This is a genomic window from Flavobacterium hydrophilum (genome assembly GCF_003202405.1).
Taxonomy (GTDB): domain Bacteria; phylum Bacteroidota; class Bacteroidia; order Flavobacteriales; family Flavobacteriaceae; genus Flavobacterium; species Flavobacterium hydrophilum.
The window spans coordinates 177,415-191,777 of sequence record NZ_QJHL01000005.1; the positions used below are offsets into that span (position 1 = coordinate 177,415).

Here is a 14,363-nt window from a genome sequence, read left to right on the forward strand (position 1 = left end):
TGTTATTTTGATGTTTCTTTTACTTTAATATCAGTTCCAAGTCTTTGTATGTAAGCTATTAATGCTACAATTTCTCTTTCGTTCATCGGAACAAATTTTTCACCTTTTGCAGCAGCTTTTTTTCTACTTTCCTCATAACTTTTTACATAATCAGGATCGTTTTCTAAGCTTTTTTCGATTGTAAGGGCCTGATTTCTTAAGGTTTTTTGTGCATTGGCAACTTCTGCTTCTGAATAAGGAACACCAAGCGTAACCATAACTTTCATTTTCTTTTCAATTAATGAAATATCCAGTGGTTTATTATCAAACAGCCATTTATAACCCGGCATAATAGACCCTGCAGAAGTACTTTGCGGATTCCACATATGATTGAAATGCCAGTTATCGTTATACTTACCGCCTACTCGCTGCAAATCAGGACCTGTACGTTTCGATCCCCACAAGAAGGGATGATCGTAAACAAATTCACCTGCTTTTGCCTGAGGCCCGTAACGTTCAACTTCGCTTCTAAACGGACGAACCGATTGTGAATGACAGCCCACACAGCCTTCACGGATGTATAAATCACGACCTTCTAATTCTAACGGTGTATATGGTTTTACACTCGAAATGGTTGGAATATTTGATTTTACCATAATCGTTGGCACAATCTGAATAATACCTCCAATTAAAATCGCAATCGTAGCCAGAATTGATAACTGAATCGGTTTTCTTTCTAACCATGAATGGAATTTTTCTCCACTGATTCTACCACTTTTGATAGTCTGTAATGCAGGAGCCTGAGCCAATTCGTCTTCAATTGTACTACCTGCTTTAACTGTCATTATAATATTGTAAACCAGCGTCAGCATTCCGATTAAGTAGAAAGTTCCACCAATAGCTCTCATCCAATATAGAGGCATAATTGCTGTAACGGTTTCAAGGAAATTTCCATACGTTAAAGTCCCGTCAGGGTTAAACTGTTTCCACATAGAGGCCTGCTGAAAACCAGCGACGTACATTGGAACAGTATATAAAATAATTCCTAAGGTTCCAATCCAGAAATGGAAATTGGCTAATTTAGTAGAGAACAGTTGGCTTTTGGTCATTCGCGGAATCAGCCAGTAAATAATACCAAACGACATAAATCCGTTCCATGCCAAAGCACCTACGTGTACGTGCGCTACAATCCAGTCCGTATAATGCGCAATAGCGTTTACATTTTTAAAAGAAAGCATTGGACCTTCAAAAGTTGCCATTCCGTACCCTGTAATGGCTACCACAAAGAATTTCAACACAGGTTCAACACGGACTTTATCCCATGCACCTCTTAAGGTCAAAAGTCCGTTGATCATACCTCCCCAGGATGGGGCTATCAGCATAACTGAAAACGCTACACCTAAATTCTGAGCCCAGTTTGGCAAAGCTGAATATAATAAATGGTGTGGTCCGGCCCAGATATAAATGAAAATCAATGACCAAAAGTGAATAATCGACAATCGATACGAATAAACTGGTCTGTTGGCCACTTTAGGAATAAAATAATACATCAATCCTAAGAATGGAGTCGTCAGGAAAAATGCCACCGCATTATGCCCGTACCACCATTGTACCAAAGCGTCCTGAACACCTGCATAAACCGAATAGCTTTTAAGGCCTGAAACCGGAATTTCGATATTATTGAAAATATGCAAAACCGCAACTGTAACGAATGTCGCAATGTAAAACCAAATCGCTACATATAAATGACGCTCTCTCCTTCTTAGCATTGTACCAATCATATTGATTCCCATTACCACCCAGATTAACGCAATTGCGATATCAATAGGCCATTCCAATTCAGCATATTCTTTTGAAGACGTATAACCTAATGGCAACGTAATAGCAGCAGCAACAATAATAAGCTGCCATCCCCAGAAATGCAGGTTACTCAAAAAGTCACTGAACATTCTGGCTTTCAGCAATCTTTGCAGCGAATAATACATTCCTGCAAAAAAAGCATTCCCTACAAAGGCAAAAATTACCGCATTGGTGTGTAAAGGTCTTAGTCGTCCGTAACTAAGCCACGAAATCCCATCGGTCATATTGGGAAAAAGGTACATCACCGCGAGGGTTAGTCCGACTAACATTCCTACCACTCCAAAAAGAATGGTGGCATAAATGAATTTCTTTACAATTTTGTTGTCGTAATAAAACTGTTCCATAATTAAACTTGTTTTTCTTCTGTTGGTGAATTATTATTTTGAGAGGTGATTTTGGTTTCATCATCAAAAAGCATTCTGACAGATGGCGTGTAATCATCATCATACTGCCCCGATTTGACTGCGATTATAAAAGCAATAAAAAATCCGATTGCTACGCAGATACTGACTGAAATTAACAGGTAAATGACACTCATATTCTTGATTTATATAAGCAAAATTAGCACGTTGGGTATTCTTAAAATATGATAATTATCATAGTAAGACGTGCATCCTGATTTATTTTTGATTCGCATAAAAATTGCTCATCAGGATTACAAAACTCACAATCGTAATGGTACTCAACGGCATAATGATCGCAGCCACCAACGGAAGTAAGTTTCCGGTAACAGCAAATGAGAGCCCCACTACATTATAAAGGAGCGATAAAACAAAACTCATTTTGATGATCCTGATGGATTTGTGGGATAATTTTAAAAAGTAATCCAATCGTGAAAATTCATTCGCATCCAATATAGCATCACAAGCGGGAGAAAATACATTGACATTTTCAGATATCGAAATTCCAACATTGCTTTGAGCCAAAGCTCCGGCATCATTTAAGCCATCACCCACCATCATGACATTAAGCCCGTTTTTTTGCAAGTTTTTAATAAATTCCAGCTTCTGTTCCGGTTTTTGATTGAAAATAAGTTCGGTATCTTTTGGTAAAATAGATTCTAAATTGCCTCTTTCTCCATCATTATCTCCAGAAAGGACTTTTATTCGATGGCTTTTACTTAAAGTTGAAAATAACGTTTCAAGACCATCTCTATACTGATTTTGGAAATTGAATCTTCCATAGTAAATCGTATCAATTTTGACATGAAGCGATGTTCGTTCTATTTCTGATGTCTTTAGATTTGAATTTTCGACAAATGTTGATGAACCAATTTTTATTTCCTTTCCATCAATAGTTGCTAAAATTCCTTTTCCGGTAATTTCCTGAAAATCGTCAATTTTAATTTTTCTAAATTCCGGTAAAAAGTCATACAGCATTCTGCTTAACGGATGATTGGAAGCTCGAAGCACATTTTTAATCAGTACATTATATTCATCAGAAAGTGGATTTCCTTCGTATACAATATTTGATTTTTTATTCGTTGTAATAGTTCCCGTTTTATCAAAAACAATGGTATCTACTTTTGCCAGTTGTTCAATCACCAAAGCATTTTTAAGATACATTTTCTGCTTTCCCATTATCCTGAGAATGTTTCCAAACGTAAATGGTGCTGTCAATGCCAGTGCGCATGGACACGCTACAATCAAAACTGCTGTAAAAACATTAAAAGCAATATTGGCATCAATAAAAATCCAGTAGCCAAAACCTGCAAATGCAATCAGTAGTAAAATTGGAGTGAAATACCGGCTTATGGCATCTGTTAGGGTTTTATGTTTCTGATCCACTTTTTTCTGAAAAATTTCATTGCTCCATAATTGCGTCAGGTAACTTTGTGAAACCGAATGCAGCACTTCCATTTCGATTACTTTTCCAATCTGTTTTCCTCCGGCAAAAACTTTATCTCCGGATTTTTTAGTAATCGGAACTGCTTCTCCGGTTACAAAACTATAATCTATTTCAGCTTTCTCACTAATCAATATTCCATCAACAGGAATTAGCTCCTGATTCCGAATTAATAGCCTGTCGCCTTTTAAAACATCATAAATCGGAACACTTTCTTCTGATGTATTCGAATTGATTCGGGTAACTGCAATTGGAAAATACGATTTAAAATCTCTTTCGAAACTCAGAAAACTATACGTTTTTGTCTGAAACATTTTCCCCAGCAGCATGAAAAAAACCAAACTTACGAGACTGTCAAAAAAACCCGGCCCGTGATCCATCAGCATATCATAAGAACTGCGGATAAACATAACTATAATTCCCAAAGCAATCGGAATATCGATGTTCAGCATTCTGGTTTTGATACTATGATAAGCCGAAAGATAATAACCACTCGCCGAATACAGAAAACTTGGCAATGCTAAGACAAAAATTAATCCTCTAAAAAATGGTCTGTAATTGTCCAGCCAAAACTCTTTCATCTCGAAATATTCCGGAAATGACAACAACATAATGTTTCCAAAACAAAAGAAGGCAACACCAAGTTTGTAAGTCAGCGTCCTGTCAACTTTTGTTTTTCCTGTTTCATAATTTTCTAAACTAATGTAAGGTTCATAACCAATTGAACTCAGCAAATAGACAATTGATTTGAGGGAAACTGTTTCAGAATTGAATGTGATTCGGACTTTCTTTTCCGGAAAATTAACCTGCGACATACTGATTCCTTTTTGCAAACGGTTAAGATTTTCAAGAAGCCAAATACAGGAACTGCAATGAATATGCGGAATATTTAAAGAAACAATTGAAGTTTTTCCTTCCTGAAATTCCAAAACTTTTGAAAGGATTGCTTCATTGTCCAGAAAATCATATTTGCCCTGAATGTCCTGTGGAGTGGCACCTGGCGATTTTTCAAAATCGTAATAGGAAGTCATATCATTAAGACTAAAGATTTCATACACTGTTTTACAGCCAACACAACAAAACTTCCTTTTATCAAAATTGATTACTTCATTTTTAGGAATGCTAAGCCCACAATGAAAACAACTCTGCTCATTCATAATTTGTTTCTTTTACGCAACAAATATTCCAAATAAGAACAGACTATAACTATGACATTTATCATGTTAGAGTGAATACAATTATTCAAAGAAATGAATAGAAAATTATTAAGAATCGTTTTCTTTTAGGGTATTTTCAGAAATTATCTAACCTACGAAAGTGAATATTAGTTAATTTTGCAGTAAATATTTTTGCTATGAACAAATGTGACCAATGCATCGTAAGACAACTCTCTTCTTTAAAAGCGCTTAATAAAGAGGAAGTTGTCAAATTGGCTAATAGTAAAACAACCCACAAAATCAAAAAAGGTGAGGCCATTTTTGAAGAAGGTGAAGTCACAAATGGTGTTTTTTGTGTGAAAGATGGTATTGGAAAACTCTCAAAATTAAGTGCTAACGGAAAAGACCAAATTGTAAAACTGGTCAAATCAGGAGAGCTTTTGGGACAACGCTCGATGATTAGCAACGAACCCGCAAATTTATCAGCAAAAGCAATTGCCGACATGGAAGTTTGTTTTATTCCGAAATCAGAAATCATACATTTCTTTAATAACAACAATCAATTCTCAATGAACCTAATGCAATCGGTTTGTGAAGATTTGAAAGACTCTGAAAACGACAAAATTGCCCTCGTACAAAAAACCGTAAAACAAAGACTCGCAGAAACCTTATTACATTTGCATGACGCGTTTGGTGAAAATGCAGACAAGACATTGAAAGTTCAGCTTACAAGGGAAGAACTGGCAGGCATGATTGGTACTGCCACAGAAAGCTGCATTAGGTTATTATCTGATTTTAATAAATTAGAATTGATAGAATTAACAGGTAAAAAAATCGTACTAAAAAATGTAAAAGCCTTAAAAAAACTGGCTGAACAATTATAGTTTTTTAGCTTCATTCCAAAATACATCCATTTCTGCCAGAGTCATATCCATTAAAGGTTTTCCTAATTCACCGGCTTTATTTTCTAAATACTGAAAACGCTTGATGAATTTTTTATTGGTTCTTTCTAAAGCATCTTCGGGATTTACATTTAAAAATCTGGCATAATTTATCATAGAGAATAAAACATCGCCAAATTCGGCTTCAATTTTGTCCTGATCTCCGGATTTTACCTCAACCTGCAACTCTTCCAGTTCCTCCTGTACTTTATCCCAAACCTGATGAGGTTCTTCCCAGTCAAAACCTACACCTTTTACTTTGTCCTGAATTCGGCTCGCTTTTACCAAAGCAGGCAAACTTCTTGGAACACCTTCTAAAACTGATTTTTTTCCTTCTTTGAGCTTTAGTTTTTCCCAGTTTTGTTTGACTTCTTCTTCATCTTTAACAACAGTGTCACTATAAATATGAGGGTGACGATGAATCAATTTATCACAGATTTCATTACACACATCGGCTATATCAAAATCTTTCGTTTCTGAACCTATTTTGGCGTAAAAAACGATGTGAAGCAATAAATCTCCCAGTTCTTTTTTAACTTCATTCAGATCATTATCTAAAATAGCATCTCCTAATTCATACGTTTCTTCAATGGTCAGGTGTCGCAGTGTTTGCAAAGTTTGCTTTTTATCCCAAGGGCATTGCTCACGAAGTTCATCCATGATAATTAATAATCTTTCGAAAGCCTTAAGCTGAAGTTCTTTGCTCATTTTGTGGAGTTTTTTTATTGTAACCTTATAGTGTAAAAGTAAAAAATCCTGTCAAGAAAACATCTTAACAGGATTATATATTTGAATGTAGAAACTACTATTCTTCTTTTTTAGCTTTTGCTTTTTTTGCAGGAGCTTTCTTTACAGGTTCTTCTACAGCAATTTCTTCAGATGTAGAAGTTGCAGCAGGAGCTTCATCCGTAACCAGTCCTTTTGCCTGAAGCATGTTATACCAGTTTAGTACTTTTTTAATATCTGAAGGATATACTCTTTCTTCATCATATTCCGGTAAAATTTCTTTGAAATAAGCTGTTAATTTTGCATTATCCTCTTTGTGTGAAATCGCCTGACCTTTGTTTTCTTTAACTGCAATACGCTGCATTACTTCTGTCAAAGGTTTCTCACCTTCATAAGTATAAATTGAAATTTCTGATAATAAACTTACGTTACTTTTTAAGTTTACAGTAATTTTTTTTCCGTCTAATAATGATTCTGCCACAAAGCCTGTACGTGTTTGCACTTTCAAAGCGTATAAACCCGGTTTCCCGGAAATGGCTAAAATTTTGTCTAAATTCATGCTTATTAAATTTGTATTAGGAATTTTTGATTTTTTCTATTTTAGGTTCTAAAATTCAGAACAATTATCTGCCTTTTTTAGCAGCTGCAAACCTCATTCTGTATTCCTGAGATGTTTTTCCTTCAGTAATATTTTTTAATTTTTTCTGAATCAGACGTTTTTTCAGAGAAGAAATTTTATCCGTAAATAAAACACCTTCGATATGATCGTATTCATGCTGAATTACTCTTGCAATAAGTCCATCAAAAACTTCTGTTTTCATTACAAAATCTTCCTCACAATATTCAAGTGTTACGGTAGGTTTTCTGTAAACATCTTCACGAACATCAGGAATACTTAAACATCCTTCGTTAAAACTCCACTCTTCTCCTTCTTCTTTAAGAATTTTAGCATTGATAAAAGTCTTTTTAAAACCTTTTAAGTTCTTTTGCTCATCCTCTTTTAATTCTTCGTCATCGCTAAAAGGAGTTGTATCAATAACAAACAAACGAATTGCAATACCTACCTGTGGTGCGGCAAGCCCTACACCGTAGGCATTGTACATTGTCTCGTACATATTCGCTAATATTTCTTTTAAGTTTGGATAATCCGGCGTAATTGCCTCACCAACTTTTCTTAAAACAGGATCCCCATATCCTACAATTGGTAAAATCATCTATATTGTATTATTTTATTAATTTACTGAAAAATTTCCTCCAATTCTTCAAATTATTAGGAGTCAAAAATAGTAAAAAATAGTCAATGAGCATTTGAAAATAATATATTAAATCTCATTTTGGTCCTTCATTAAAATCTCAGCTATAATTATGCCAAATTATCTTACCTTTGTTTTAAACCAATTTATATGTTAGATCGCATTGCAAAATTCACCAACAGCACCTCGTTTTTAAATGCCACAAAAGTAACTATTGCCTCAGTAGTACCTGTTTTAGTTTTGAATTTTCTGGGATATTTTGAAATTGGTTTTACCATTGCATTAGGTGCTTTTTATACGTATCCCAGCGACATTCCAAGTACTTTAAGCCACAAAATAAAAGGATTAATTGTAGCTTCTTTTATTGTTTCCGGTGTAAATTTGTTAGTCAATTTTGCCTATCCCTATCCTTATATATTTTATCCTTTTTTAGGATTTTTACTTTTTTTATGCTCTATGATATCAGTCTACGGGCAACGGGCAACTTTGGTTTCTTTTTCGGCATTAATTTCTATTTCGTTATCATTTGGGCATTTACATCAGGGTTGGGATGCATTTGCATACTCCAGTTATATTTTTATTGGAGGTATTTTGTATTTAATTGTTTCTCTCATTTTTCATTTTGTACAACCCTATAAATATATCGAGCTTGAAATTGCCGAAGGAATTAAATTAACTGCAAAGTATTTAAAACTAAGAGGTGATTTATGGAGTCCCGAAGCGAACAGGAAAACAATAATTGAAAAACAATTAGGTATTCAGGTAGAACTAAACGAAATTCATGAAGATTTACGAAAGGTGCTTATAGGAAATCAAAGCAGTACCGCAACCAGTCAAAACCGAAAGATGTTACTGGTTTTTATCACTTTGGTCGAAATTCAGGAACTGGCTTTGTATACTTCTTTCGATCACAGTAAAATTCAGGAAAAATTTGCCAGACATCCGGATGTTATAAGAACCTATCAAAATGTAGCTTATAAACTGGCCTCGACCTTAAAAAAGCTTTCTAAAAACGTTCATCATATTGCCGTTTACGTAGATAAAAACGATTTAAAGAACGAACTTGATGCTCTTGAATTTGCTATTTTTGACTATGAAAAAACATTAGGAAAAGAAGAAGCCGCTGAAGGAGTTCTGATGCTGACCAACATGCTGAAATATGCTAAAAATCAGGTTGGAAAAATAAAAATTATCCAGCGGGCACTTTCTCTTGCCATGCAGTCCTATAAACTTAAAGATAAAGATAAAGAACTGGAAAAGTTTTTAACCCCGCAGTATTACCCTTTACGCACACTAACTGAAAATTTAAGTTTTTCATCCTCAATTTTCAGACATTCGGTTCGATTAACAATCACCATTTTAATAGGTTTTATTATTGGAAAATTTCTTCCGTTTCAAAACGTATATTGGATTTTATTGACTATCATAGTAATCATGCGACCTGGTTATGGTTTAACCAAAGAGCGTTCTTATAATCGTATTTTTGGGACAATATTAGGAGGATTATTAGCATTTGGAATCGTTTCACTTGTACAGAACCATATTGCTTTGAGTATTTTTTCGATTATTTGTATGCTTCTTGGAATTTCCTTTACACAGATTAATTACAAAATTAGTGCAACTTTTGTGACGATGTACGTCGTTTTTATTTATGGAATTTTAGTTCCAAATGTTGTTGAAGTAATTCAGTTTAGGATATTAGATTCACTGGCCGGAGCGATCCTGGCTTTTCTTGCCAATCAATTTTTATGGCCTGCGTGGGAATTTATCAATACCCCTATACATATTGAAAACTCAATTCGGGCTAATCGTACTTATCTTAAAGAAATTGCGGATTTTTATAATAAAAAAGGAGAAATACCCACTTCATACAGATTAGCAAGAAAAAATGTTTTTATCGAAATCGGCAATTTAATGACATCTTTTCAGCGTATGATGCAAGAGCCTAAATCAAAACAGAAAACACTTCCGTTAGTCAATAAATTAGTAGTTTTAAATCATTCCCTACTTTCTGCTTTAGCTTCTTTATCAACATACATTCAGGCACACCAAACCACATCAGCCTCAGAATCCTTCAATTACATTATAAAAACTATTTTATTAAATTTAGACCATTCGATTTCGATATTAAAAAATGAAACTATACTAACCGATACTTTTTTTGACAAGGAAGATGTGACTTTGCAATTTGAAGAAATGAAACGTAAAAACTTTACTCGTTTGGCAACAGATGAAGAACTGGATAAAGAGACAAGACAAGCTAAAATGCAGGAAGCACAAATGGTAATTGAACAGCTGATATGGATGAGCAATCTAGCCGAAAAAATATTAAAAATCACAAAAGACTTTAAAGCAACAAATCCAGATTAATTCATCTGGATTTGTTTTATATATTCAATAAAATGAAATAATACGACTCTTACTTTAACTTTAAAACTTCAGAAGTCTGTTTTCTGATTTCAGTTAAAAGTTCCGGTTTGTCATTTAAAGTCTGTCCGTAAGAAGGAATCATATTTTTCAATTTTGCTTCCCATTCCGGCGTTTTAATCTGATCTGAAAAACATCTTCCAATTAAATCAACCATAATTGAAACTGCTGTAGAAGCTCCTGGAGACGCCCCTAATAAAACTGCCAATGTTCCGTCATGCGTATTAATAACTTCTGTTCCAAACTCTAAAACCCCACCTCCGTTTTCACCTTTTTTGATGACCTGAACACGCTGACCTGCTTTTTCAAGAACCCAGTCTTTAGATCTTGCTGACGGTAAATATTCACGCAAAGCCTTAATTCTGTCTTTTGGAGACTGACGAACCTGCTCAATTAAATATTTTGTTAGCGGAATATTATTAAATCCCGCTGATAGCATCGGAATTAAGTTGTTTGCTTTTATAGATAATGGTAAATCTAAATAAGATCCATTTTTTAAGAAACGGGTTGAAAATCCTGCGAAAGGTCCAAAAAGTAATGCTTTTTCACCATCAATTACACGTGTATCAATGTGAGGTACCGACATTGGCGGAGCACCAACACTTGCTTTCCCGTATACTTTTGCCTGATGTTTGGCGATAACTTCCGGATTTGTACATTTTAGCCATTGCCCACTTACCGGGAAACCTCCATAACCATCTCCTTCAGGTACATTTGCTTTTTCCAATAATGGCAACGAGCCTCCACCTGCACCAATAAATACAAATTTAGTATATGCTTTTCTTTTTTGCCCAGACCCAAGATCTGTTATTTTAATTCTCCATGATTTATCATCACGCTGTTTTAATTTTTGAACTTCATGATTAAAATACAAAGAAACACCGTCTAATTTCTCTAAATAATTAAACATACTTCTTGTCAACGCACCAAAATTTACATCGGTACCAATGGCCATTGTAGTAGCTGCCAGTTTTTCGTCAGGCTGTCTTCCTTCCATAACTAATGGCATCCATTGCTTCAACTGCTCAAAATCAGAGCTAAAAAGCATTTCAGCAAATAATGGGTTCTTTTGCAAAGCCTCAAAACGAGTTTTAAGGTATTTAACATTTTTATCTCCCCATACAAAACTCATATGCGGAACACTTTTAATAAAATTTTCTGGTGAAGGAACTTTATTTTGCTGAACTAAATAAGACCAAAACTGTCGGGAAACTTCAAAAGCTTCAGCAATACTGATAGCCTTTTTTGGATCTACAGAACCATCGGCCTTTTCAGGAGTATAATTTAATTCACAAAAAGCAGAATGTCCCGTTCCGGCATTGTTCCATGCATCAGAACTTTCAGCTGCTGCAACATCTAATCTTTCATAAATTTCAATCTTTATATCAGGCTGTAATTCTTTCAAAATTACCCCAAGAGTAGCACTCATAATTCCAGCTCCAATAAGCACTACTTCACTATTGGAACGTATTGTATTGTCAGACATAACACTATTTTATTTTAAAATGCAAAGGTATCTCATATCAACTCAAAAAAAAAGGTTTTTCGACATGATAATAGTTAGATAATTACATTTTTTTCTAAATAAAGTGAAATTTATTGCCCAAAAAGTTAAAAACGATTAGAAGAAAGATAGTCCTGAAGCATAATCGTTGCGGAAATTTCATCAATCAGTGCTTTGTTCTGACGCTGTTTTTTACTGAGACCGCTATCGATCATTGTTTGAAAAGCCATTTTTGAAGTAAAACGCTCATCTACCCGAACGACTTTCATATCCGGAAAAATATTAGAAAAATGAGTTACAAAACCTTTAATCACAGAAGCACTTTCAGATGGCTGGCCGTTCATTTGTTTTGGCTCGCCAATCAACACAGCTTCGACTTTTTCTTTGGCAAAATAATCCTTCAGAAAATCAATTAAAGTATTAGTTGGAATCGTGGTTAAGCCCGATGCAATAATCTGCATTTCATCAGTAACGGCTATTCCAGTTCGCTTTTGTCCGTAGTCTATGGAGAGAATTCTTGGCATTTTCAAATTTTTAAGCAAATTTAAACTAAAATACTCTTTTATATTTTAAAATACCAATAACATAAATCGTTTCTTCTTCTTTGTCAATCCTAATAATTGTAGTATAACCTTTGAAAACATAGTCTCGATAAATTTCATTTTCAAAATAAATAGATTTTTTAAAATGAAACGGATTAACTAAATCATTTTTAAGTTTTTTAACTAAATCATTTTTAAAATTTCTGGCTGCACTAGGTTTATCTTTGGCTATGAAGTCTACAATATCATTTAAGTCATGATTAAATTCAATAGTTAATTTAATCTTCATATTTTGAAATTGTTTTTTCAAGTAAAACATCTAATTCTTCAAAAGTGCTATATTGAGCAGTGCCTTTAGTAATTTTCTCTGCTCTTTCATGCAGTTTTCTTTTATTTTCCTTAAAATCAGACTCATAAAAAGTATCTTCTTCGACAATTTTTAATTCATCAGAAGAAAATGAACTCAATAATTCTAAGATTTTCTCCTTAATTTCTGATTTAAATTCTAATCTAATTGCTTCCATAATACTTTCATTTACAATACAAATATAAGTGTTTTTAGGCTTTATTTCTATTATCTGGTTTACCAATTCTTAGCAGCAATGGAAATGTAACTTCCTGATTGTTCTTTTGCCACGAAACCTTTAATTCATCATAAATCAGATCTATTGGATTTTGATTCTTTTTTGAAATATAATGCTGTACAGAAGACCAAGTCTGAAGATATCCGATAAGCATTTCGAAACTCCATGTAAATTCATTTTGAAATTTCTGTGCCGGAATTTCTTCAAACGGAAACGGAATATTCTCATAATTTTCATCCAGATACTTTCTTTCCGCATCCCAGTAAGGACCTACAATATTATAATAAAAAGATCTCAAAATTTTATCTGAATCCGGATTGGTAAAAAACAACCCGTAACCCAGTATTGCAAAAATGCCATCTGGTTTTAATATTCTGAAAATTTCTTTATAAAAGACTTCAAAATCAAACCAGTGTACAGCTTGTGCTACAACAATCAAATCAAATTGCCGGTTTTCGAAAGAAGTTTTCTCAGCAGATTCTTTGCTGTACATTATATTATCTGCCAGAATTGCATTATCCAGCTGCTTTTGACTAATATCTGTTGCAAATACTTTTTTAAAATAAGCTGAAAGTTTATGAGCAACCTGACCGTTTCCTGTAGCTAGGTCAAGTGCTGTAGATTTGTTATCTACAAATGAAATGATGTATTCAATCATTTCATCAGGATACTGCGGACGAAATTTCGAATAATCAACTGCCTGTTTTGAAAAATTATCTTTCATGAATCCGAATTTTAAATCAATATATTAAAGGTATAACTTTTTCATCAGCCCACTTTTATAAAACACTCAAACTGCAAAAAATCCGCCCTGAAAAATTCAAAACGGATTTTAACCAAATTTAAAACAACTAAAAAAATTTATTACAATGCATTATCTACCGAATAATCTACTAAAAAAACCTCTCTCCTCTTCTTCATCTTCTGCCTTCATTTCATAATTAGCAAATTTTGACTGCGCTTTTTCATGTTCGTAAATCAGCTCCTTAATATATTCAACATAACTTCTCTTTTTTTCTTCGAGAAATCCAATGAGGTATTTTTCGCTAAACTCAACTCCACTGGCTGCTTCAATTTGCAGTAGTTTTTTGTAAAGTGGCTCTATGTGAAGCGAAATAACTTCGTGAGGTACAGCCTGCCTTCTTCCAAAATAATTTACAATCACACCGTTTTCATCTTTTGCAATTTCAAAATCAGTAATTACCCAGTAATACCTTCCTGACTTGGCTAAATTTTTTACTATGGCATGAAAGTTTTTTCCTTGTTTAAGGTTTTCCCAAAGCACTTTAAAAATAACTTTTGGCATATCCGGATGGCGAATAATATTATGTGGCTGTCCCATTAATTCATAATCTTCATAACCTGAAACATCTACAAAAACTTCATTGGCATATTCTATAATACCAAAAGCATTTGTCTTACTCATAATAACTTGTGTCTTGTCCCACGTGACTTCTTTATCAATAACTGCAATTCGGGTTTGAAGGTTGTTTTCCTGATTCATACTGGCTTTGATTAATTTCTAAATTCAATTCCTTCATCTTC

Annotated in this window: 14 protein-coding genes; 2 read left to right on the forward strand and 12 right to left on the reverse strand. The window is 34.0% G+C overall.

Annotation, left to right across the window (positions count from 1 at the left end):
- Positions 1-2: 2 nt before the first annotated feature.
- The 3 genes from ccoN to DMB68_RS19035 form a co-directional block, all read right to left on the reverse strand.
- The gene (gene ccoN, locus DMB68_RS19025) at positions 3-2,183 is read right to left on the reverse strand and encodes a cytochrome-c oxidase, cbb3-type subunit I (RefSeq protein WP_110348222.1); all 2,181 of its coding nucleotides are present in this window, start codon (positions 2,181-2,183) and stop codon (positions 3-5) included.
- Positions 2,184-2,185: 2 nt separating this feature from the next.
- Positions 2,186-2,377 carry a cbb3-type cytochrome oxidase assembly protein CcoS gene (gene ccoS, locus DMB68_RS19030; RefSeq protein WP_110348223.1) on the reverse strand — a complete coding sequence of 64 codons (192 nt, stop codon included), beginning with the start codon at positions 2,375-2,377 and terminating at the stop codon, positions 2,186-2,188.
- Between the two features lie 82 nt (positions 2,378-2,459).
- Positions 2,460-4,841, reverse strand: coding sequence for a heavy metal translocating P-type ATPase (locus DMB68_RS19035; RefSeq protein WP_110348224.1), 2,382 nt, complete (start codon positions 4,839-4,841; stop codon positions 2,460-2,462).
- A 197-nt stretch (positions 4,842-5,038) separates the two neighbouring features.
- Between DMB68_RS19035 and DMB68_RS19040 the strand changes: the two genes are divergently transcribed.
- On the forward strand, positions 5,039-5,725 hold the full coding sequence (locus DMB68_RS19040) for a Crp/Fnr family transcriptional regulator (RefSeq protein ID WP_110348225.1): 687 nt from the start codon (positions 5,039-5,041) through the stop codon (positions 5,723-5,725).
- On the opposite strand, the gene mazG is transcribed toward DMB68_RS19040, so the two are convergent.
- The 3 genes from mazG to def all read right to left on the reverse strand — a co-directional run bounded on the left by mazG (position 5,720) and on the right by def (position 7,722).
- Positions 5,720-6,490 (reverse strand): nucleoside triphosphate pyrophosphohydrolase, encoded by a 771-nt coding sequence (gene mazG, locus DMB68_RS19045; protein ID WP_110348226.1) that lies wholly within the window; start codon positions 6,488-6,490, stop codon positions 5,720-5,722. The genes DMB68_RS19040 and mazG overlap by 6 nt on opposite strands.
- Before the next feature lie 97 nt (positions 6,491-6,587).
- Positions 6,588-7,067, reverse strand: coding sequence for a DUF5606 family protein (locus DMB68_RS19050; protein WP_110348227.1), 480 nt, complete (start codon positions 7,065-7,067; stop codon positions 6,588-6,590).
- 64 nt (positions 7,068-7,131) lie between these two features.
- Positions 7,132-7,722, reverse strand: a complete 591-nt coding sequence (def, locus tag DMB68_RS19055) for a peptide deformylase (RefSeq protein WP_110348228.1) — start codon at positions 7,720-7,722, stop codon at positions 7,132-7,134.
- Positions 7,723-7,911: 189 nt separating this feature from the next.
- On the opposite strand from def, the gene DMB68_RS19060 reads away from it, so the two are divergent.
- Entirely contained in the window at positions 7,912-10,131 is a 2,220-nt protein-coding gene (locus tag DMB68_RS19060) for an FUSC family protein (protein ID WP_110348229.1), read from the forward strand.
- A 49-nt stretch (positions 10,132-10,180) separates the two neighbouring features.
- Here the strand turns inward: DMB68_RS19060 and DMB68_RS19065 are convergent, their stop codons facing one another.
- The 6 genes from DMB68_RS19065 to DMB68_RS19090 form a co-directional block, all read right to left on the reverse strand.
- Complete coding sequence (locus tag DMB68_RS19065; RefSeq protein WP_110348230.1) at positions 10,181-11,674, reverse strand: malate:quinone oxidoreductase; 1,494 nt, start codon at positions 11,672-11,674, stop codon at positions 10,181-10,183.
- Between the two features lie 125 nt (positions 11,675-11,799).
- The gene (ruvX, locus tag DMB68_RS19070; protein ID WP_110348231.1) at positions 11,800-12,216 is read right to left on the reverse strand and encodes a Holliday junction resolvase RuvX; all 417 of its coding nucleotides are present in this window, start codon (positions 12,214-12,216) and stop codon (positions 11,800-11,802) included.
- Between the two features lie 25 nt (positions 12,217-12,241).
- Positions 12,242-12,523, reverse strand: coding sequence for a type II toxin-antitoxin system RelE/ParE family toxin (locus DMB68_RS19075; RefSeq protein WP_110348232.1), 282 nt, complete (start codon positions 12,521-12,523; stop codon positions 12,242-12,244).
- Positions 12,513-12,758, reverse strand: a complete 246-nt coding sequence (locus DMB68_RS19080) for a hypothetical protein (RefSeq protein ID WP_110348233.1) — start codon at positions 12,756-12,758, stop codon at positions 12,513-12,515. The genes DMB68_RS19075 and DMB68_RS19080 overlap by 11 nt, the downstream gene beginning before the upstream one ends.
- Positions 12,759-12,792: 34 nt before the next feature.
- Positions 12,793-13,542, reverse strand: a complete 750-nt coding sequence (locus tag DMB68_RS19085; protein WP_110348234.1) for a class I SAM-dependent methyltransferase — start codon at positions 13,540-13,542, stop codon at positions 12,793-12,795.
- 150 nt (positions 13,543-13,692) lie between these two features.
- On the reverse strand, positions 13,693-14,322 hold the full coding sequence (locus DMB68_RS19090) for a PAS domain-containing protein (protein ID WP_110348235.1): 630 nt from the start codon (positions 14,320-14,322) through the stop codon (positions 13,693-13,695).
- Between the last annotated feature and the right edge of the window lie 41 nt (positions 14,323-14,363).

Excerpts from the sequence above, each read along its gene's own strand:
- ccoS (WP_110348223.1), bottom strand. The coding sequence starts at position 2,377 with ATGAGTGTCATTTACCTGTTAATTTCAGTCAGTATCTGCGTAGCAATC.
- DMB68_RS19060 (WP_110348229.1), top strand. The coding sequence starts at position 7,912 with ATGTTAGATCGCATTGCAAAATTCACCAACAGCACCTCGTTTTTAAAT.
- DMB68_RS19050 (WP_110348227.1), bottom strand. The coding sequence starts at position 7,067 with ATGAATTTAGACAAAATTTTAGCCATTTCCGGGAAACCGGGTTTATAC.
- def (WP_110348228.1), bottom strand. The coding sequence starts at position 7,722 with ATGATTTTACCAATTGTAGGATATGGGGATCCTGTTTTAAGAAAAGTT.
- mazG (WP_110348226.1), bottom strand. The coding sequence starts at position 6,490 with ATGAGCAAAGAACTTCAGCTTAAGGCTTTCGAAAGATTATTAATTATC.
- DMB68_RS19085 (WP_110348234.1), bottom strand. The coding sequence starts at position 13,542 with ATGAAAGATAATTTTTCAAAACAGGCAGTTGATTATTCGAAATTTCGT.
- ruvX (WP_110348231.1), bottom strand. The coding sequence starts at position 12,216 with ATGCCAAGAATTCTCTCCATAGACTACGGACAAAAGCGAACTGGAATA.
- DMB68_RS19040 (WP_110348225.1), top strand. The coding sequence starts at position 5,039 with ATGAACAAATGTGACCAATGCATCGTAAGACAACTCTCTTCTTTAAAA.
- DMB68_RS19065 (WP_110348230.1), bottom strand. The coding sequence starts at position 11,674 with ATGTCTGACAATACAATACGTTCCAATAGTGAAGTAGTGCTTATTGGA.
- DMB68_RS19080 (WP_110348233.1), bottom strand. The coding sequence starts at position 12,758 with ATGGAAGCAATTAGATTAGAATTTAAATCAGAAATTAAGGAGAAAATC.
- DMB68_RS19090 (WP_110348235.1), bottom strand. The coding sequence starts at position 14,322 with ATGAATCAGGAAAACAACCTTCAAACCCGAATTGCAGTTATTGATAAA.
- DMB68_RS19075 (WP_110348232.1), bottom strand. The coding sequence starts at position 12,523 with ATGAAGATTAAATTAACTATTGAATTTAATCATGACTTAAATGATATT.
- DMB68_RS19035 (WP_110348224.1), bottom strand. The coding sequence starts at position 4,841 with ATGAATGAGCAGAGTTGTTTTCATTGTGGGCTTAGCATTCCTAAAAAT.
- ccoN (WP_110348222.1), bottom strand. The coding sequence starts at position 2,183 with ATGGAACAGTTTTATTACGACAACAAAATTGTAAAGAAATTCATTTAT.